Source organism: Phyllobacterium sp. T2-21, assembly GCF_055378485.1.
The window spans coordinates 202,159-221,749 of record NZ_AP027913.1; the positions used below are offsets into that span (position 1 = coordinate 202,159).

Consider the following 19,591-nt stretch of genomic DNA (forward strand, 5'->3'; position numbering starts at 1 on the left):
ATCCCCTTTCACTCGACTAATCGAGAAATGGCAATACGACAAGCGCTTCGGGGTCGAGCCCATGCTGTGCGCAGACCTCTTGCGCCATGGCGAAATATCGCTCCGCCTCGGCCAAATCATCAAGGTCGAGATTGAGCGTCGCCAACCCATCATAACACGGAAACAGCAATTGTGGTTCACCGATTTCACGTGCCACGTCGAGGGCCTCATTGTAACATTCACGCGCCAGTTCCGGTTGATCGTGGCATTGATGAATTTGGCCGAGCACGATGAGGGGAACCGAGAGATGGTCGCGCTGATCCAGTGCCCGATCGATCTCGATTGCCTTTTCGGCCGCGGGCACGCCCTCGCTGATGCATCGGTCGGTAAAGGTGCAGTAGGCCACGGCAAGATTGGCAAGGAGACGCGCCTGAAAGCCCAGATCGCCGATGCGGTGTGCCACCCCGAGCCCGCGCTGGCACACCCGGATCGCGCGTTCCGGATTGACCATGGTATAGAGCACCGACAGATTGGTGTAGCCGCGACAGGCGGCACTTAGAAGGCCTGCATCTTCAGCGACCTTGACACTGCGCTCCACCTCGCTCACCGCTTCCTGGCTCCGGCCAAGCCGTGCAAGCGCCACCCCTTTGGTGTTCAGCGCTTCGGCCGTAACCCGAGCAGTTTCGATGTCACTTTCGGCGCCGGCTTCAGGTGCCATGGTTTGAACAAAACGCAGTGCTTCGTCCGCCCACCGCACGGCGGCCATGTGGTCGCCAGTGCGAAATGCAAGGCGGCCGCGTTCCTGCGCGAGATGCGCATGCTCGATCAGCGGATCTATCCCTTCAAGCAGCGCTGCTGCATCGGCATAGCGTGTCTCTGCTTGATCGCGTTTGCCGGAGTCCCAAAGCAATCGCCCAAGCTTGCGCAATATTCTTGCGGTTGCGGCGAGGTCACCCTTGGCGCGATGAATGTCAAGGACGGTCTGGTATTGTTCATCGGCGATATCGCGCTGACCTGCGGGTCCGCAGAGATCGGCAATACGTTCGCGCAAGAGCAGCGATTCCGTTCCATGGTCACCAGTATTCGACAGGGCATCCAGTGCCTGCCTGTAGAGACGGACCGCGTCATCGTTGGCGTATGTCTTGCGCGCCCGGTCGCCCGCTGCCATCAGGTAGTGCGCACCTTTCGTCGTGGCTGCGGTTTGGCTGAAATGGTGACCCAACATTGCCAGATCTTCGAGACGTTCTGGATCGTCTCCATACAATCGTTCCAGTGTGTCACCGATGAGCTCATGCATCTCAATGCGCCGTTGCAACAGGAGATTGTGGTAAATCACATCGTGAAGCAGCGTCTGGATGAAGCGGTAGCCTGGCGCCGTTACCGGGTTTGCGCCGGGGATTTCCTCGATGATTTCGGCATCGCAAAGGAGATCGAGCCCCGCTTCGACGTTTGCCGGGGCTGCCGAAATGGTCTTCAATAATTCCGCGTCGAAACGCGGCCCGATAACTGCGGCCTCCTGGGCCAATCTGCGCACGTCCGGCGGCAGCCTATCCATTCGGGCGAGCAGCATTGCCTGTATGCCGACGGGAATGTCGGCAGCTGCCTCCCTGTTTGCCACCCGCCAATGCCGGTTGTCCCTTTGCACGGCCCCAACCTCAATGAAATGACGCACAATTTCCTCGATGAACAGAGGATTGCCGTTGGCGCGATCGACAATGCTGTTGCACAGATCGGCTGGCAATCCGCTGGGGCCGTGACCGAAGAATGCACTGAGCATTTTTCGACCGTCATTGGCGTGCAAAGGGGGGAGGCGCAGCGCCGTCAAGCTGATACGGCTTGAATCCAGCATATCCGTGTCAAATGCAGGCCGATGGGTTGTCAGCAGCATGAAGCGGCTGCGCTCCAGACGGTCCATCAAAAAGCGCAATGCCTCGAGCGATGCGGTATCAGCCCAATGGAGGTCTTCGACGACAAGCAGCAGGGGTGAACGCGCCAGGCGCTGCTCGAAAATAGTGCGGATCGCATAGAAGATCTGCCGGCGCAATTGCTCGGGTTCAACCTGATGCAGCACGTCATCGGATTCGCCAAGGCCGATAACGTAAAGCAGGAGCGGCATCAATTGCTTCACTTCGCCGGCGGCAAGGCCAAGTTCGCTCAGGCCTGCGGCGAGCAAATCCTTTGTTTTCTCCGGTGAATCATTGGCGTTGATTTCATAGGCGCTGCGCAACACAGCGGCGAGTGTGCCATATGACGGTTCACCGAGCGGTGAACAGATGGCTCGCCGAACCACGACATTGGTGAAACGAGGATCATCACGCGTGTTTGCCAGGAATTCCTCGGTCAGGCGTGATTTCCCAATGCCTGCCTCGCCGATCAGCCGTACCAGTTGGGCTCGACCTGCGGCTGCTAGATCAAGACAGCCAAGCATACGGGCAAGTTCCTTTTCACGCCCGACCAGTGGCGCACTCAGGCCAAGTGTTTCGAGGCCCCGTGCGGTGCGGGGCTCCTCGAGTGCTCCCACCAGCCGATGTACGAGCACGCTGCCAACCTTGCCACGCAGGGCCTGGTCACCAAGCGAATCATAAGAGAATGCATGTCGCGTGAGGCGATAGGTGAGCGGCCCAACGAGGATCTCGCCCGGTTTCGCCATCGACTGCAGCCGTTGTGCGCTGTTCACCGTATCGCCCGTCACTGAATAGGATTTGGCGTTGCCCGCACCAAAGCCGCCGGCAACGACCGGGCCTGTATTGATGCCAACATGCAGAATCAGGGGCGAATGCGAGCGTGTTTGCCAGCGTTTTCCCACCATTGCGGCCCGGCTGACCATGTCCAGCGCCGCGTGGAGCGCTCGCTCGGGGTCGTCTTCATGTGCGACCGGTGCCCCGAACAATGCGAGCAGCGCATCGCCGATGAATTTGTCGACAAAGCCCCCGAAGCCCTGCACCGCCGCCGTCAGCTCTTCAAAAAGTTCGTTTTGGAGCGTTTGCATGACTTCCGGGTCGAGTTGTTCGCTCAATGTGGTGAAACCGCAGAGATCGGCAAACAACACGGTAACGGTACGGCGATCCGCACCAGTTTCGGATTTTACCAGCGTGGGCCGGAGGACTTGACGGGACGATTCTTGCGGCCTTTGCAGGCCGCTGATTGTCGGGGGATCGGCGATCTGGGCTCCGCATTTTGGGCAGAACACGAAGTCTGGTGGACACAGATATTCGCAGTTGGGGCACGCGCTGGCTTGTTTCGCGCCACATTTTGGGCAAAACGCAAAACCGCTTTGAACGTCAAAACCGCAACCCGTGCAGTTCATCGATATGACCTCGCAGGAACCCGGATGTACGATCCTGCCGCGCTTTATCCCACGGGCTGGATTCCCCATTAAATAATGAACCTGCTGCGAGGGACTGGCAAGCGGCCCATAATGTGAGAATGCTGGAGACAATCGGGTTGCAAGTGCTTCAGCAGGGCATTACTGAAGACATGTCGGCACCACTCCTCTTGGGTGCTGACATCCCCCACCCCAGGGAGAAGGTCTTGGGCCTTCACAACTTGGCCGGACCCAATGGTCCGGCCCTTTTCAAGAGACGTCCGAGCTGGCCTGCATGTCCGCGTTATCCGCCAGCGCTCAGGAGACTGTTTCTCCACCATCCACCACGAGCGCTTGCCCGGTAATGTAGGACGAACGATCTGAAACCAGAAACAGGATCGATTCGGCTATTTCCTCGACATCTGCCCAGCGCCCCAATGGAACCTGCTGTTGGACATAGGCTTCTATTGCACTGCGTCCGCCCATTTGGCCGATGAAAGGTTCGTTGAAGGGGGTATCAACCCAACCGGGGCAAAGCGCGTTTACACGGATTCCAAATCGCGCGTAATCGCCGGCCATTTGGCGGGTCATCGCGATGACAGCATGTTTGGTGGTCGTGTATGCAATCATCTCGCGATCATAGAGCACGCCGGACGATGATGATGTGTTGAGTATGACGCCTCTGCCGGCGGCCTTCATCACCGGCATGACAAGACGGGAGGCCATGAAATGCGCCCGAACATTGAGGCTCCAGGACCGGTCGAACCCTTCAACCGGCACCTGCTCGAGGTTGCCGGCAATCTGTGCTCCGGCATGGTTGTGCAAAATATCGATGCGCCCGTGCCTGGCGGCCACTGAAGATATACTTGCCGCAAGCGCCTCATCATCGGTCACGTCGACAACAGCAATTTCCGCGTGTCCGCCCGCCTTGCAAATGCGGTCCACGACGATTTCCGCATTCTCTGCATTGATATCAATGACGACCACATGGGCGCCTTCGCGCGCCAGAATGGCGGCACCGGCCTCGCCGATTCCGGAGCCGGCTCCGGTGACTATAGCAACGCGATCTCTGAGGATCATGGGGTTTCCTGTGTGTCAGTTTGTTGTTTTTTTCTCACGCATCAGAATGCGGGCTATCAGGATCATCATCAGCGAGGCGACCAGAACCAGCGTGGCAATGGCATTTATCTCCGGGGTAACACCCCGGCGAATGGACGCGAAGACATAGATGGGCAAAGTCGTTTTGGAACCGGCGACGAAAAAGGCGATGATGAAATCGTCGAAGGAAAATGTGAACGAGAGCAGAAAGCCCGCCAGCACCGACGGCAGGATTTGCGGCAGCACGACCAATCGAAAAGTGGTCAGCGGCGTTGCGTAGAGATCGCTTGAAGCTTCGACGATGTCGCGGCCGAGACTGGCGATGCGCGCCTTCACGATCATGGTCACCAATGCCATCGAAAAGAGCCCGTGCGCAGCGACAATCGATCCGTAGCCAAGGCCAAGCTGCGGCGGATTGGCACCAGGCCAAATGGCGTTGAGCAGTGGATTGAGAAAGGAGAAAACTTCCACCAATGCAACGAGTGTCGCAATGCCGATCACCACGCCCGGCACGACGATGGCAGCTGCAAACAGACCGTCGAGCACAGCCCGCGTGCGGGTGCCCAACCGCTCCATCCCGATGGCTGCCATTGTGCCGAATATGGCGGCCAGTGTCGCGCTTGTCAGGGCGATGATGAGGCTGTTCTGCAGTGCGGCAACGAGAAACGTGTTGCCCAGAGCCTTGCCATACCACATCGTTGAGAAGCCGGTGAATTCACTGGCATTGCGACCGGCATTGAAGGAAAACAGCACCACGAGCGCGATCGGCGCGTAGAGGAACACATAGACTGCCGAAATAAAAGCACGCATCAAATGAGGTCCACTTGTCTGGTTCCCGCGATCTTCCAGGCAATACGCATGGCAATGAGCAGCACGAAAACCACTGAAATCACCAGTGTGACGGCGATTGCCGATCCGAATGGCCAGTTGCGCGACTGCAGGAAGAGATCGACGAGGGCATTGCCGATGAAAAACACCTTGCCGCCGCCAAGAAGCTGCGGGATCAAATACTCGCCGAGCAGCAGGATCGTGACGAGCGACAATCCTGTCATCACCCCGGGCAGGGAGAGTGGCAGTGTGATGCTGAAAAAAGTGGAGACCGGTTTGGCACCCAGATCAGCGGACGCTTCGAGAAGGCGACGATCAAGCTTTTCCAGACTGACATAGATGGGCATGATCATCAGCGGCAGATAGCCGTAAACGATACCAAGAAGGACGGCGCCATGGGTGTTGAGGATGCGCACGTCGTCGAAACCGACCATGCTCAGAAGGTTGGGAATGCCGCGGGAGCCGAGGAGATACATCCAGGCATAGGTGCGCACCAAAAGGCTGGTCCAGAATGGGACAATGACCAGTGAAACAAGCAGGAGCCGATACCGGGGATTGGCCTTGACTGCGAGGTAGTAGGCAACCGGATAAGCGACAATCAGGCAGATGAAGGCGCCGACAGGCGCGAGAAAGAGCGTATTCCAGAAAGCCGCAGCGCGCGATGGCAGATTGGCAAATTGTGCGAATGTGAAGGCCGGTTGATATCCGCCTTCAGGTGCGCGCTCTCCGACTGAAAAAACCAGCATGGCAATGAAGGGCAGCACGAGGAAAATGAAAAGCCAAGCCACAGCCGGTGCGACAAGCGATGCGGTCACCATCCTTCGTTTTGTGTTTATAGCCAATGCCATCGGATATCTCTTGTATGGATGATGTGCCCGTCCTTCTCTCGACTACGGAGTGCCGAGAGAAGGACAAGTTGTGTTGTCAGGCTGACTTGAAGCGCGCCATGACCTCGGCACGGGCGGGATCGGTGAGCGTGACTGCCGCGCCGAACTCCAGCGGGGTCAGTTGACCATCCGGGGGATAGACAATGGTGTTGGAGGTAATTTCCTTCGGAAGAAGCGAAAGCACGCGGCTGTCAGTTGTCGGAGCGCCATTGGCGATATGCTCCTTGACGGCGTTGGCTGGATCCATGAGGTAGTTCAACAGAGCGTAACCCGCCGGTTTGTTCGCGGCGCTTTTGGGGATGGCATAGAAGTCCGACCAGATCTCGCCGCCATCTTTGCCAAGGACAAACTTGATTTCCGGCACATCGCGGTTGAGCTGCGCACCATCATTGGTCCAGCACATGGTCATCCAAGCATCTCCTGCACGCATGGCCGGCTGATAATCGCTGTTGATGGCATAGAGGTGCGGTTTGACCTTCACCAGAAGTGCTTCTGCCTTGGCCAGTTCGTCAGGTTTGACGGAGTTGAAGGAGTAGCCGAGCGAAACCAGAGCGCTGCCGATTGTCGTGAGCTGATAGTCATGCACGATAGTGCGCGTGTCGGCCTCATTTTGTGCGACCTCGAAGAAATCCTTCCAGCTCGCTACGGGTGTTTTGATTTTCTTTGAGTTGAGAGCAATTCCGGTCGTGCCCCAGTTTTTTGGCACCGCATAGGTCGTGCCGCTGATAGTCCCCTCGGCGGTGAAGCGCGCCGTTTCTGTGGCGGGGCTGTAGTTGGTCAGCTTCGACATATCGAGAGGATCGATCAGGCCAAGCTTTACATAGGTGGAGATGGTGTAGTTGGTTGGCACAAACAGGTCCCAGCCGGTGCCTCCGGCCTGTAGTTTCGCCAGCATTTCCTCATTCGAACCAAAAACATTGACTTCGACCGCAACGCCGGTTTTCGCCGTGAAAGCTTCAAACGTTGCAGGATCATGATAGTTCGGCCAGGTGGCGATCGACATCTGCTTGCCAAGGTCCTCGGCGAAGGCCGGAGACGAGAGCAAGCCGGTCTGGCCTGCCAGCACTGCGGAGGCCAGACCAAGTCCGGTAACGCCCAGGAAGTGCCGGCGGGAGACGGACCCGCGTTTGAGGCGCATCAACTCATCCATGAACTCTGCAGCTGTTATTGGGGCATTCTCTCTATAGTGTTTAGGCATGAAGATGTTCCCTTTTTTGATATTGTTCAGGCCGGAAAGATATGCGCAGCGTCCGGGTTGAAGCTCAGCACAACCCTTTCATTGGGCTCAACCAGGCTGCTCTCCGAGAGAACATGCCGATCGGCAGTGATCAGGAAATTGCCAAGCCCGTTAACGGAAACCGAATATTCAACCGATGATCCAAGGAAGATTCGGTGGGTTACAACCCCCGAAAGCCTGCCCGAGATCGATTGGTTTTGTCGATGCAAGGTGATGGCCTCAGGGCGCAGCGCCAGGGTCACGGCGCCAGGGGGCAGGGCGCTCCTTTCCCCTATCGACAGGGCACTCCCATCTGCAAGGCGCAGCGTGGCACCATCGGCTTCGACTGTTGCAGCTATTCGATTGGTCTTGCCGACAAAGTCGGCAACAAAGAGATCGCGCGGTTTGTCATAGACTTCCTGCGGGGCTGCAAGCTGTACGATGCGTCCCGCATTCATCACACAGACAAGGTCGCTCATGGAGAGGGCCTCTTCCTGGTCATGGGTTACCAGGACGAAGGTGATGCCCAATTCGCGCTGCAATGTTTGCAGCTCAATCTGCATGGCCGTGCGCAATTTCTTGTCGAGTGCCGCAAGGGGTTCGTCCAGAAGCAGCACGGACGGCTTGTTGACCAATGCGCGCGCCAAGGCCACGCGCTGCTGCTGTCCACCGGACATTTCATGGATACGGCGCTTGCCGAACCCGCCAAGCCGCACCATTTCCAGCGCCTCGCCGACGCGGCGGGATATCTCGGGCGCACTGATCTTCGGGCGGGCCTGCCTTAGCCCGTAGGAGACATTCTGTTCGACATTGAAATGCGGAAAGAGTGCGTATTGCTGAAACACCATGTTCACGGGCCGCTGGTGGGCCGGGACACCGTTCATGGGCTTGCCGTTGATCAGGACGTCGCCCGTCGTGGGCTGTTCGAAACCGCCAATCATGCGCAGGCACGTTGTCTTGCCGCAGCCGGACGGGCCGAGCAAAGCGACGAATGCGCCTTTTGGGACCTGAAGATTAATATCGGAGACAGCGGTCACGGCGCCATAGGATTTGCTGACCGACCGAAACTCGATGTCGTTCACTGAATGAGATGTCACATTAGTCCCCTGCGGCTTTTAAGTTACATTGGTCAGTCTGCGCTGCCTTTGCCACCGTCATGACCAGCAAAGTAGCCAATCCGTGACCGTGCGGTATATACCCCAAAAGAGGTATTTCATCAGGCCAATACCAATGTAAGGTGTATATGCAATTGCGGTTATGAAAAGATGAGGGGCCGGCACGATGAGCGTCGATATTGAAACGCTATTCGATGTGTTTCGCCGGTTTGTAGGCAGATCGACAATGCTGTCGCATGAGTTTGGCGATCTTTTTCGCCAGATGATGCGCTCGTTGGTCAAGTTCGATCACGTGGTGATGTTTGCTTATCGCGGGAATGAACGCCCCATTGATCTCTACAGCACTTTTGATCCGGCGGAGCAGGTCATTTTCGTCAATCTGTATCAAATGGGCCCTTATCTCCTCGATCCCTTCTATCACAACGCCCGCGAGGCGAGGTCCGGCATCTGGCGCATGCGCGAGCTTGCGCCAGACCGCTTTTTTTCCAGCGAGTACTATCGCACCTATTATGTTCAGACAGGACTTGCCGAGGAAATTGGCTTCTTCGTTCCCATCGCGCAGGACCTGACGATTGTGCTTTCGCTGATGCGGCGCGAAGAAACAGGTCCCTTTGCAACGCAAGATCTTTCGCTGTTGCGCAAGGCTGAGCCGCTGATCGCACGACTGGTGAAACACTATTATCAGGATATCGGCCTTCTCTTTGATGCCGCCGTTGCAAAGCAAAGGAAAGGGCGTCGCAAGGACAAGTTAAATGCCGCTGACACGGTGTGGCGTGATCTCAACCTGACGGATCGCGAGGCGGCGATCATCGAACTTGTGCTGCAAGGGCACTCGTCGGAATCTATCGGATTGCGGCTTTCGATCACCATGGGCACTGTAAAGGTTCACCGGCGTAATGTTTACCGCAAGCTCGGCATATCGTCCCAGACCCAACTTCTTTCCATCTATTTGAAGAAGTTGGGCGAGCATTAGATTGGGCGCGCCGGGCATTCGCCGATGCTCGGTGTCCCGCGGGGCGCGGACGGGTTTTATGTCGGAATGTTTATCCGCAAGTGTGTTGCTGCCCGGAATCCCTGTCGGTCATCTTGTGATGGTGATACGGTTCGCCGGGATATCATTCCGACACTCATGACCGGAGGCCACCGTTGAACAGCGAACAGGGCATTCTTCGCATATCCATAGCTGTTACAATCTGTGTCGCGGGCTTTGGCGTGATATTCGGCTTGCTGGCAGGGTCTTTCTCCATCGTATTTGATGGTGTCTACATGCTGGCCGATGCCGCGATGAGCGGCCTGGCTCTGGGGGTTGCGCGGCTGATCGCATTATCCGCTGTTCCGACCGGAAAACTCCGGGAACGGTTCACAATGGGTTTTTGGCATCTTGAACCCATGGTGCTTGGCCTCAACGGCATTATGCTATCGGGCGTTGCGATTTACGCATTGATCAATGCGATCGGCAGCCTGATGAGCGGCGGCCGTGATCTCGAGTTCAGCTTCGCGATTTTCTATGCCGCCGTTGCTCTCGTTGCCTGCACGGTCATGGCAGTCGTTGAAATGAGAATGAATAAACGTCTGCATTCCGACTTTGTCGCTTTGGATGCCAAGGCCTGGATTATGTCGGGGGGCATTACCGCTGCACTATTGGTGGCATTTTCCGTTGGCTATGCAATAGAGGGAACGCGGCTCGACTGGATCACCCCCTATATTGATCCTGCAGTCCTTGCCCTCGTCTGCGTCGTTATCATTCCACTTCCCATCGGCACGATCAGGCAGGCACTGGCCGATATCTTTCTGATCACGCCCCCGGCGCTGAAATTGCACGTCGACACCGTCGCGCAACATTTTGTTGAGCGATATGGCTTCGTTTCCTACCGTGCTTATGTGGCAAAGGTCGGACGCGGAAAGCAGATTGAGCTGTACTTCATTGTCCCTATGGGGTGGCCGTCAAGGCGCCTTGAGGAATGGGATGCTATCCGGGATGAGATCGGCGAAGCCATAGGCGACGAAAGTACAGACCGGTGGCTGACAATTGCATTCACCACTGATCTGGAATGGGCGGTCTGACCGCAGGCTGGGACATCATGCCCAATCCGGTGTCAAGACGTGTGCTCCCTATTGACTATAACGAATATGTTATATAACAAACATGTTATGAACATTTCAACTGACGCGACAAATCTCGATGCTGCATTTTTAGCGCTGGCCGACCCCACACGCCGGGCAATTCTTGCGCGCCTGGCGCATGGCGAGGAGACGGTGATGCAGTTGGCGGAACCCTTCGCGATGACCCAGCCAGCAATTTCTCGGCACTTGAAGGTGCTCGAAAATGCCGGGCTGATTGTCCGGCGTATCCAGGGCGCGAAGCGGCCGTGCCGGTTATCGGGCGACGGGATCGAAACCGTCGATCGATGGCTTGCGATGCTGAGGGATGCACTGGCTCAGAACTACGACAGGCTCGATGGAGTCCTGGCGGACATGGCTGACAATGGAGAGGAATTGAAATGAGCAAACTAACGATCAAGACCGAGGGCGATCTGCATGTTGTGATGACGAGGCATTTCAATGCGCCGCCTCAAGCCGTTTACCGTGCACACATAGAGCCAACGCTGATTCAAAGATGGATGCTTGGGCCGGACGGATGGACAATGCCCGTGTGCACCAACGAGGCGCGCCCTGGCGGGAAGATCCGATTTGAATGGAAAGGCCCTGACGGCAGTGGCTTTTATCTGACAGGCGAATATCTGGAATTGGAGCCTTATAGCCGCATTGTTCATATCGAGCGGATGCATCTTCCAGACACGACGCCGGACAACCATGTGGAAACGCGGTTCGATCCGGACGGATCCGGTACGCTGATGACTATGCGGATGACTTTGCCTGACGCTGAAACGCGGGCCATGATGCTGGCAAGCGGCATGGAGCACGGCATGGAAGCGAGTTATGTCCGGCTGGAAGGATTGATGTAGGCCGTTTCTACAGGGCGGTGGCAGAAGCGCCGCTCATCCTCCCGCAAATCCAGGGCACGCGGTGCCATCCGCTCTGCGGTGGTTGGTGCCGGATCAAGACGGCGTCGCCTCAAAGCGGCGCCTATCTGATTTACAGGGCAAAGCTTGAGGTCTAGGATCAAGGCAGCAGAGAAAATGTTACCTAGTATCGGAGTGTGATCCATGACCGAGGTTTCATCTGTTGAAGAATCTCCCTCAGACCAACCCGTTCTCGATACCACGCCTTACGGTGCAGGGCCTGATGATTCCGTTGCAAGCGCGGCAGAGAATGCTGCGGTTACTCACCACGTGGCAGTGATTGGCGGCAAGACAATTCCCTATACAGCGCGTGCCGGCCATCTGGTTACCGTTAATCCATCCAGTGCGCAGCCGGCAGCGGCGTTCTTCTACGTCAGTTTTGCCGCTGATGGTGTCGATCCATCGACGCGCCCGGTCACTTTTTTCTATAATGGCGGGCCGGGGTCCTCGTCGGTGTTCCTGCTGCTCGGGTCGTTTGCGCCGCGGCGCATCAAGACGAATATGCCCGATTTTACGCCGCCCGCTCCCTATACCATCGAGGACAATCCGGACAGTCTGCTGGATCGCAGCGATCTGGTGTTTATCAATCCCGTTGGCACCGGCTACTCAAGCGCAATCGCGCCGAACCGGAACCGGGATTTTTGGGGTGTCGATCAGGATGCGCGCTCGATCGCGCAATTCATCAAGCGTTATTTGACCGCCTTTGATCGTTGGAATTCACCCAAATTCCTCTTCGGCGAATCCTATGGCACGCCCCGCACCTGTGTATTGGCATGGATGCTGCATGAAGACGGTGTCGATATCAACGGCCTGACGCTGCAGTCGTCGATCCTCGATTATACGCAAATCGGCAATCCGGTTGGACTGTTGCCGACATTGGCGGCAGACGCCTGGTATCATAATAAAGTCAATGTGGGGGTGCGGCCGCCGCTGCCTGCCTTCATGGATACGGTGAAGGCCTTCGCGCAAGGTCCTTATGCAAAGGCTTTGACAGATTTTCCCAAGTTTGACGCGGCGACATTGCAGACACTGAGTGATTATCTCGGCATTTCGCCCGTCGTCCTCACGTCCTGGAGCTTGAATGTCGAGGCGAACAATGGTGCCAATCTCCTTTTCCTGACGACCCTCCTGCAGGATCGGGGGCTGGCGCTTGGGGCCTATGATGGAAGGGTGACTGCCATCGATACGGGAATTGCCGGTCAGATTGACCCTAATTCCGGCGGCAATGACCCGACGATGACCGCCGTGAGCGGCGTCTATACCGCCATGTGGAATACCTATCTGAACGATGAGTTGAAGTTCACGGCTCTGTCACCCTTCGCCGATCTCAACGACCAGGCATTTCAAAATTGGGATTTCGGCCACATCGATCCAACGGGCGCGCAGAGAGGCGGCAAGGATGCCAATGGCAACCCGGTTCTCTATACGGCCGGCGATCTGGCGGCGGTGATGGCGCTCAATCCCAGTCTCAAGGTGTTTTCAGCCAATGGCTATTATGATTCCGTCACGCCATTCTTCCAGACCGCGCTGACATTGGCGGCTATGCCGCTCACCAATCCGTCGGTGCGCGCCAATCTGACTGTTCGCAACTATCCGTCGGGGCACATGATTTATCTTGATGGCGAATCCCGGACCGCGTTGAAAGCTGATCTCAGTGTTTTCTACGACAGCACAAGGGCCCGTTTCATTGCCCAGGCGCTGCGCAGCGAACAGTCTGCCATTTGCAGGCCCTATTTCAAACTTCGAAATCCTGTCGAGGCGCACAAGACCGGCCGTGGCCAGGCGGTACCGGCAAGCTGGAGCGTTCCTGATCTTTGCAAGGCCTATGACTGGCCGCAGAACCTTCTCGGCGGCGGTGTGATTGCCATTGTTGAGCTTGACGGCGGCTGGGTTGCGAGCGACACGGACGCGTATTTTGCAGCGCTGGGACAGCCTGTGCCTCAGATCGTTGATGTGCCGGTTGCCGGTGCCGGGAACAATCCCAATAGGAACAATGGCCGGTCCGGTGATGCCGATGTCGAGGTTGCACTCGATATTCAGATCGCGGCCGCGTCCTATTATGCGGCAACCGGCCGGCCCGCCTCGATCCGGGTTTACTGGGCGTCGCCTCAACCCAGTGGAATCGCAGCGGCGGTGCGGGCGGCGGCAGCGGATGGCTGCGATATCTGCTCGCTTTCCTGGGGTGCCGATGAGGCACTTTGGGTCAAGGCCGGACAGGGCACTGGCCAGGATCTGGTTGCCCAGATGCAAAGCGCAGTGCAGGCGGCGACAACAGCGGGCATGGTGGTTTTCGCGGCAGCTGGTGACAATAATTCAAGTGATGGTGGCAGCAGTCCCGCCAATGTCGACATGCCCGCGTCCTGCCCGAATGTGATCGGTTGCGGTGGAACCACCAAATCGGCGGCAGGTGAAGTGGTCTGGAATGAAGATCCGGGCAATCCGGACGGCAATGGGACGGGCGGCGGCTTCTCGACATTGTTTGCGCCGCAACCGTGGGAGGCCGGCGCGCCGCACGGGCCGGGCCGGATGGTGCCTGATGTTGCTGCGCATGCCGATCCGCGCACCGGTTATGAGATTTGCGTGCACGGGCAGACGATGATCGTCGGCGGTACCAGCGCGGTGGCACCTCTCTATGCAGGCCTGTTTGCCGCTTTTGGCCGCAAACTTGGTTTTATCACGCCCAAACTCTGGCTGAACCATATGTGCTTCAACGATATCACTGTGGGTGACAATGGTTATTACCGGGCACGCATCGGTCCCGACCCATGTACGGGCATCGGTTCGCCTATTGGTTCGAAACTCGCCGCCTTGTTTGATGCCCCGGCTGCCGGGATGCTTCATCTGGAACCGTCGGCACTGCCGAGGATCGTTCCTGACGGTTGGAGCGGCTCCGTTTATCTAACCTTTGTCGAGGGGAAGCTCACCGGCAAGCCGCGCATGGAACCGTCACCGGACAAACGTGTTCCGCAGGCCCGTACTGTCCGCAAACAGGCGCCCGCGAAATAGCTATTGCCGGCACTGCCATCCGCGGTGAATTCGCTACGTGCCGGAATCCTTGGCCTGGCCCCATTCGGGCTCGACGGCCGGAATATCATCGAAGGATGAATAGTTGAGATTGTAGAGCTGCGCATAGAGTTTGCCATTCTCCATAAGGGCATCATGGTCTCCCATTTCGATCATCTGTCCATTTTGCAGGACGATGATGCGATCGGCTTCGCGAATGGTGGCGAGGCGGTGGGCGATCACAAGCCCGGTGCGGTTCTCCAGCAGCTTGACGAGGGCCTTCTGGATGAGCATCTCGGTGTAGCTGTCGATATTTGCCGTGGCCTCGTCAAGAACGAGGATCTTGGCATCGGCCACCAGTGCGCGGGCAAAGCTGATCAGTTGGCGCTGGCCAAGCGAAAGATTTCCGCCGCGCTCGCCCAGTTCAGTCTCGTATCCCTCGGCAAGATTCATGATGAACTCGTGCGCGCCGACGGCCTTGGCCGCCTCGATGACATCGTCGAGCGATGCGCTGTCCTTGTGGTAGCGGATGTTTTCGAAAACCGTTCCGGTGAACAGAAACGGCTCCTGCAGGACCATTGCGATCTGCTGACCGAGGGAATCCTGGGTCAGATTCCGCACGTCATGGCCGCCCACCAGAACCTGTCCCTGCTGGACATCATAGAAGCGGTGAATGAGTGCCATTGCACTCGACTTGCCGGAACCGGTGGGGCCAACGAGCGCCACTGTCTCGCCCGGGTTGACCTTGAAGCTGACATTTTTCAGAACCGGATGCTTCGGATTGTAGCCGAAAACGACGTTGCGGAACTCGACCGATCCATCGGTGTCCGGCGTGAGAACCCGTGCATCCGGAGCATCGGTGATGCTGATCGGCACATCCAGCACTTCGGTCAGCCGCTGTCCCGACGCCATGGCCCGCTGCATCACCGAATATTGCAGGGTCAGGGAGCGGATCGGATCGAAGAAGCGCTGGATGTAAAACAGGAACGCGACCATGACACCCACGTCAAGCGCCTGATTGAGCACGCGCGCGCCGCCGACGACGATGACGAGCGCCATGGCAACGCCGGTGAGTGAATCCACGATCGGTACCATGACCTGAGCGTACTTTGCTGCTCTGAGATGGGTCATCAGATTGGCATGGGCTTTGTCATTGTAGAGCATGAAATTGACCCTCTGGCGTCCCATGCTTTGAACGGCGCGCACGCCGTGGATGGTTTCAGCCAGAGCACCGTTGGTGACTGAATTGGTTTCATGCGCAGCCATGAAGGCGATCCGAGCACGGGGCAGCCAGAAAATGCGCACGACGAACAAAATGGGAAGCACGGCAAGGGTCAAAAGCCCAAGGCGAAAATCCAGATACAGCATGACGAAGACAATGCCGAAGAGCAGGGTGATATCGCCAACCGACAGGACGGAGGTTTCGAGAAACTCCTGCATCGAGTTCACGTCGCCCTGCAGCCGCGACATCAGCCGTCCAACCTCGGTCTTGTCCATGAAGGAAAGGGAAACGCGCTGGAGATGCGAGAACATCGCCCGGCGAATGTCAAACAGGACGTCTTCCGCGACACGTCCCACCACCGTTTCCTGGATATAGCTGGCAACGAAATTGACAAGTATCGCCAGAGCAAATGCAACGATCGCATAGGCAAGTGCGGCGTGATTGCCGCCTGGCGCAATGCCGTGGTCGATTGCGTAGCGGATGATAAGCGGGATCATCAATTGCGTGGCCGTAAACGTCAGCACTGCACCAACGGCAATGAGCATCTGCGTCTTGTAAGGTGCTACGAACGCCCAGATCCGTCTGACGATGTTGCCATCGAAAACCTTGCCGAACATTTCCTCTTCGATCCGGTGCGATCCCACAACGGCGCGGGGCGGGCGGCGTCCATCGTCGCGAACGTCGTTGCGCTCCGTCTCATTCTCGTCGCTCACGATCCCATCTCCGTTTTTTCCATTGCGGCGTGACCGTCACCGGGGCGAACCTGCAAATCGTAAAGTGCCTTGTAGCGGCCGCCTGCCGCGAGCAGGCTTTCATGGGTCCCGCGTTCAACGATCTGGCCGTCCTCGATGAACAGAATCTGATCGGCATGCATCAATGAACTCAGGCGGTGCGCCACAACGATTGTCACCCGGTCCTTGGCGTAGCGGCGCATGGCGATGCGGATGCGCTGTTCCGTGCCGGCATCGATTGCAGCCGTTGAATCGTCGAACACCATGACCGCCGGCTTGAGCATGAGGGTGCGCGCGATGGAAAGGCGCTGCCGCTGTCCCCCCGACAATGAAACGCCGCGTTCACCGACGATTGTGCCATAGCCCATGGGCAGGCCGAGGACGTAATTATGCAGCTGCGCGGACTCGCTTGCCCGTTCGATTCTCGGCTCTTCCGCCCATGGATCACCATAGGCGATGTTGTTTTCGATTGTCGTCGTGAACAGAAATGCGTCCTGCTGAATGACCGCGACCGCGCGGCGCAGCGATTCCAGCGTCACGCTGCGAATATCCTGTCCGTCGATGGTGATCCTGCCGCTGGTAGCGTCGTAAAAACGTGGAATGAGATGCGCCAACGTGCTTTTCCCGCTGCCTGGTTTGCCGACAATACCAACGGTTTCACCGCGCCGGGCTTCGAAACTCAGATGCTGCAAGACCGGCCGGTTGCTGAGCTGCGGATAGGAGAAGCCAACATCTTCAAAACGCAACAGCCCATCCGATATGGCAAGCTGCCTGGCATTTACGGGGTCCTTGATCGCGACATCAAGGTCGAGAAGCGCAAAGATGCGTGTTCCGCATGTGGAGGCACGGGCATAGGAGTTGACCATCAGGCCAAGCTGGCGCACGGGCATTTGCAGGATCGTCATGAATGTCAGGAACGAGGTCAGCGTTCCCACGGTGATTTCACCTGCAACGACCTTGTTGCCGCCAACCCACAGCACGAGGCCCATGGCCGCAAAAAAGGAAAGCGTCATGGCGCTGGTGTTTCTGACGCGGATACCGACACGTTCGTGGGCAAGATCGAGTGCTGTTTGCGAAGCCTTGTCAAACTTTGCCAGCTCATGATCCTTCGCCGCAAATGCGCGCACCACGCGAATGCCGCCGAGATTTTCCTCCATGACCCTTGTGAGCACCGACAATCGCTCTTGCAGATCGAGCCATGTCGCACGCAAGCGCAACTGTGTAACCGACGAGCGCCATGCGACGAAGGGCACAAAACTCAACGCAACAAGCCCCAAAGTGAAATCCGTCGACAAGAGCATATAGGCGCCGATGCCGATCAGAATGGACAGGAGAACTGTGCGTATCAGCGCTGTGGAGAAATACATGCGCACCCCCTCGAGATCGAGCATGCCGACCGTGATGAGATCGCCTGAGTGAACGCTGTCATGAAAACTGAAACTGAGCCGCTGGATTTTCTCATAACAGGCCAGACGCAACTCGTAACCCATATGGTGGCCCACGGCCTCGCTATAATAGTTCTGAATCATGGTGAAGACGCCGCGCAGAATGCTGACCACCAAAAGGACGAGAGCGGTCACGAGCAGGGCATTCTGTGCAATCGTGCCAGCGGTTCCTCCAGCCATGGCCGTTTGGGTCTCGTCGATGGCACGCCCCAGGAGCTTGGGGATCATCAGCTGGAGACTGGCCGCAATCACGGTGGCTCCGATGGCAAATGTCGTCTGCCAGGGATGGCGAAGCGTCATATGGGTAATTCGGACAAGGGTGGAGAAGCCTTGACCCCACCCCGCTGCATTTGCGTGCGCCAACGAATCCGAATGACTCGCCGCCCGCTTGAATGCGTTGCTGCTCACAGTGTTTTCCAAACCATTTGATTATATGAATACAGGCCGCAGAAACGGGGCTGTTCAATACAGTGCGGCTATGATTCTTTGCTGATTCCCAGGCACGGTTCAAGGGCCATATTGTTGGCCCGAACCTCATCCCCCGTTAAGCGCAATAAGTGTGGTTCGCCAGCCTGTCAATTGATCCGCTTTCCTCTGTCGATATCGAACAGATGGATGTGGGAACCATCACCCTTGATGGTGATCCGCTCGCCGACGCGAATGTCCGCGGTTCTCGGAAATTCGACGGTGATCAATTTCTCCGTTCCGGCATCGAGGTAACCGAAGGTCTGACTCCCAAGCCGTTCGACCACCACCAATTCGCCGCTGAACCATGCTTCCGCGGCGTCGCAGATCGCAAGATCTTCCGGCCGGACACCGAAGGTAACCATTTTTGCTGTTTCATATGAACTGTTCAAGATTTCGACCGAGGCCTTGCCTGCCGGCAACTGCACGACCAGATGGTTACCGCCGGATTCGATGACTTGGGCAGGGAAGGTATTCATCGTCGGGCTGCCGATGAAGCGCGCAACGAACAGGCTTGCCGGTTTGCGATAAAGGTCAAGCGGCTGGCCGATCTGCTCGATATGACCGGCGTTCATCACCACGATCCGGTCCGCCAATGTCATTGCTTCGACCTGATCGTGCGTGACATAGACCGTCGTCGCCTGCATCCGGCGATGCAGCTTGGCGATCTCCAGCCGCATCTCGACGCGCAACGCCGCGTCAAGGTTCGATAGCGGCTCGTCAAACAGGAAGGCCTTTGGCCGGCGGACGATGGCGCGCCCCATGGCGACACGCTGGCGCTGTCCGCCCGAAAGTTGTGCTGGACGCCGTTCGAGATAATCCTGAAGTTTGAGGATGTCTGCGGCGCCTGCGACGCGCTTGTCAATTTCGGTGGCGGGTTCACTGCGCATCTTCAGTCCAAATGCCATGTTCTCCTCAACGCTCATATGCGGATAGAGCGCGTAATCCTGAAAGACCATGGCTATGTCACGATCCGATGGCGGCAGCGTGTTGACCGTCGTGTCACCAATCTTCAACTCGCCTGAACTGATTTCCTCCAGTCCAGCGATCATGCGCAGCAGTGTGGATTTTCCACAACCGGATGGACCAACGAGAACCAGAAATTCGCCGCTCGCAATGTCAATGTCGACACCGTGGATCACGGGAACCGTGCCATAGAGCTTTTTGATCTGCTTCAGACTGATCGCTGTCATGTGTTGTTCCTCCTCCGCCAATACGTTATTGACTTCCATTATCGATATCAATATCAATAATGATAATTCGTGCAGTCCGCAA

13 protein-coding genes and 2 pseudogenes are annotated in these 19,591 nt (G+C 57.2%); 6 read left to right on the forward strand and 9 right to left on the reverse strand.

The annotated features are described in order from the left end of the window. Nucleotides 1–16 precede the first annotated feature (16 nt). From ACZ5FP_RS19095 to ACZ5FP_RS19120, 6 genes are all read right to left on the reverse strand, one after another. Nucleotides 17–3,286, reverse strand: a complete 3,270-nt coding sequence (locus ACZ5FP_RS19095; protein WP_464663646.1) for an adenylate/guanylate cyclase domain-containing protein — start codon at nucleotides 3,284–3,286, stop codon at nucleotides 17–19. Nucleotides 3,287–3,601: 315 nt separating this feature from the next. Then, entirely contained in the window at nucleotides 3,602–4,363 is a 762-nt protein-coding gene (locus tag ACZ5FP_RS19100) for an SDR family NAD(P)-dependent oxidoreductase (protein WP_464663648.1), read from the reverse strand. A 15-nt stretch (nucleotides 4,364–4,378) separates the two neighbouring features. Then, the gene (locus ACZ5FP_RS19105; RefSeq protein ID WP_223614416.1) at nucleotides 4,379–5,191 is read right to left on the reverse strand and encodes an ABC transporter permease; all 813 of its coding nucleotides are present in this window, start codon (nucleotides 5,189–5,191) and stop codon (nucleotides 4,379–4,381) included. After that, nucleotides 5,191–6,057, reverse strand: coding sequence for an ABC transporter permease (locus ACZ5FP_RS19110; RefSeq protein WP_464663650.1), 867 nt, complete (start codon nucleotides 6,055–6,057; stop codon nucleotides 5,191–5,193). Before ACZ5FP_RS19110 ends, ACZ5FP_RS19105 begins: the two co-directional genes overlap by 1 nt. 76 nt (nucleotides 6,058–6,133) lie before the next feature. Next, a complete protein-coding gene (locus ACZ5FP_RS19115; RefSeq protein WP_464663652.1) occupies nucleotides 6,134–7,294 on the reverse strand; it encodes a polyamine ABC transporter substrate-binding protein in 1,161 nt (386 codons plus the stop codon). Nucleotides 7,295–7,320: 26 nt separating this feature from the next. Beyond that, entirely contained in the window at nucleotides 7,321–8,409 is a 1,089-nt protein-coding gene (locus tag ACZ5FP_RS19120; RefSeq protein WP_288193012.1) for an ABC transporter ATP-binding protein, read from the reverse strand. 184 nt (nucleotides 8,410–8,593) lie between these two features. On the opposite strand from ACZ5FP_RS19120, the gene ACZ5FP_RS19125 reads away from it, so the two are divergent. From ACZ5FP_RS19125 to ACZ5FP_RS19150, 6 genes and pseudogenes are all read left to right on the forward strand, one after another. Further along, nucleotides 8,594–9,400 (forward strand): helix-turn-helix transcriptional regulator, encoded by an 807-nt coding sequence (locus tag ACZ5FP_RS19125; protein WP_346308096.1) that lies wholly within the window; start codon nucleotides 8,594–8,596, stop codon nucleotides 9,398–9,400. Nucleotides 9,401–9,573: 173 nt separating this feature from the next. Next, on the forward strand, nucleotides 9,574–10,491 hold the full coding sequence (locus tag ACZ5FP_RS19130) for a cation diffusion facilitator family transporter (RefSeq protein ID WP_464663654.1): 918 nt from the start codon (nucleotides 9,574–9,576) through the stop codon (nucleotides 10,489–10,491). 87 nt (nucleotides 10,492–10,578) lie between these two features. Further along, the gene (locus ACZ5FP_RS19135; RefSeq protein ID WP_464663655.1) at nucleotides 10,579–10,932 is read left to right on the forward strand and encodes an ArsR/SmtB family transcription factor; all 354 of its coding nucleotides are present in this window, start codon (nucleotides 10,579–10,581) and stop codon (nucleotides 10,930–10,932) included. Further along, on the forward strand, nucleotides 10,929–11,393 hold the full coding sequence (locus tag ACZ5FP_RS19140; protein WP_464663657.1) for an SRPBCC domain-containing protein: 465 nt from the start codon (nucleotides 10,929–10,931) through the stop codon (nucleotides 11,391–11,393). Before ACZ5FP_RS19135 ends, ACZ5FP_RS19140 begins: the two co-directional genes overlap by 4 nt. Nucleotides 11,394–11,615: 222 nt before the next feature. Beyond that, nucleotides 11,616–13,151, forward strand: a pseudogene (locus ACZ5FP_RS19145) (S10 family peptidase); the annotation flags it as partial. A gap of 432 nt (nucleotides 13,152–13,583) precedes the next feature. After that, a pseudogene (locus ACZ5FP_RS19150) lies at nucleotides 13,584–14,456 on the forward strand (S53 family peptidase); the annotation flags it as partial. Nucleotides 14,457–14,489: 33 nt separating this feature from the next. Here ACZ5FP_RS19150 and ACZ5FP_RS19155 read toward each other — a convergent pair. The 3 genes from ACZ5FP_RS19155 to ACZ5FP_RS19165 all read right to left on the reverse strand — a co-directional run bounded on the left by ACZ5FP_RS19155 (nucleotide 14,490) and on the right by ACZ5FP_RS19165 (nucleotide 19,509). Beyond that, nucleotides 14,490–16,388 carry an ABC transporter ATP-binding protein gene (locus ACZ5FP_RS19155; protein ID WP_464663658.1) on the reverse strand — a complete coding sequence of 633 codons (1,899 nt, stop codon included), beginning with the start codon at nucleotides 16,386–16,388 and terminating at the stop codon, nucleotides 14,490–14,492. After that, nucleotides 16,385–18,259 (reverse strand): ABC transporter ATP-binding protein, encoded by a 1,875-nt coding sequence (locus ACZ5FP_RS19160; protein ID WP_464663660.1) that lies wholly within the window; start codon nucleotides 18,257–18,259, stop codon nucleotides 16,385–16,387. Before ACZ5FP_RS19160 ends, ACZ5FP_RS19155 begins: the two co-directional genes overlap by 4 nt. Before the next feature lie 167 nt (nucleotides 18,260–18,426). Continuing rightward, nucleotides 18,427–19,509: an ABC transporter ATP-binding protein gene (locus ACZ5FP_RS19165; protein ID WP_464663662.1), complete on the reverse strand. Its 1,083-nt coding sequence runs from the start codon at nucleotides 19,507–19,509 to the stop codon at nucleotides 18,427–18,429. Between the last annotated feature and the right edge of the window lie 82 nt (nucleotides 19,510–19,591).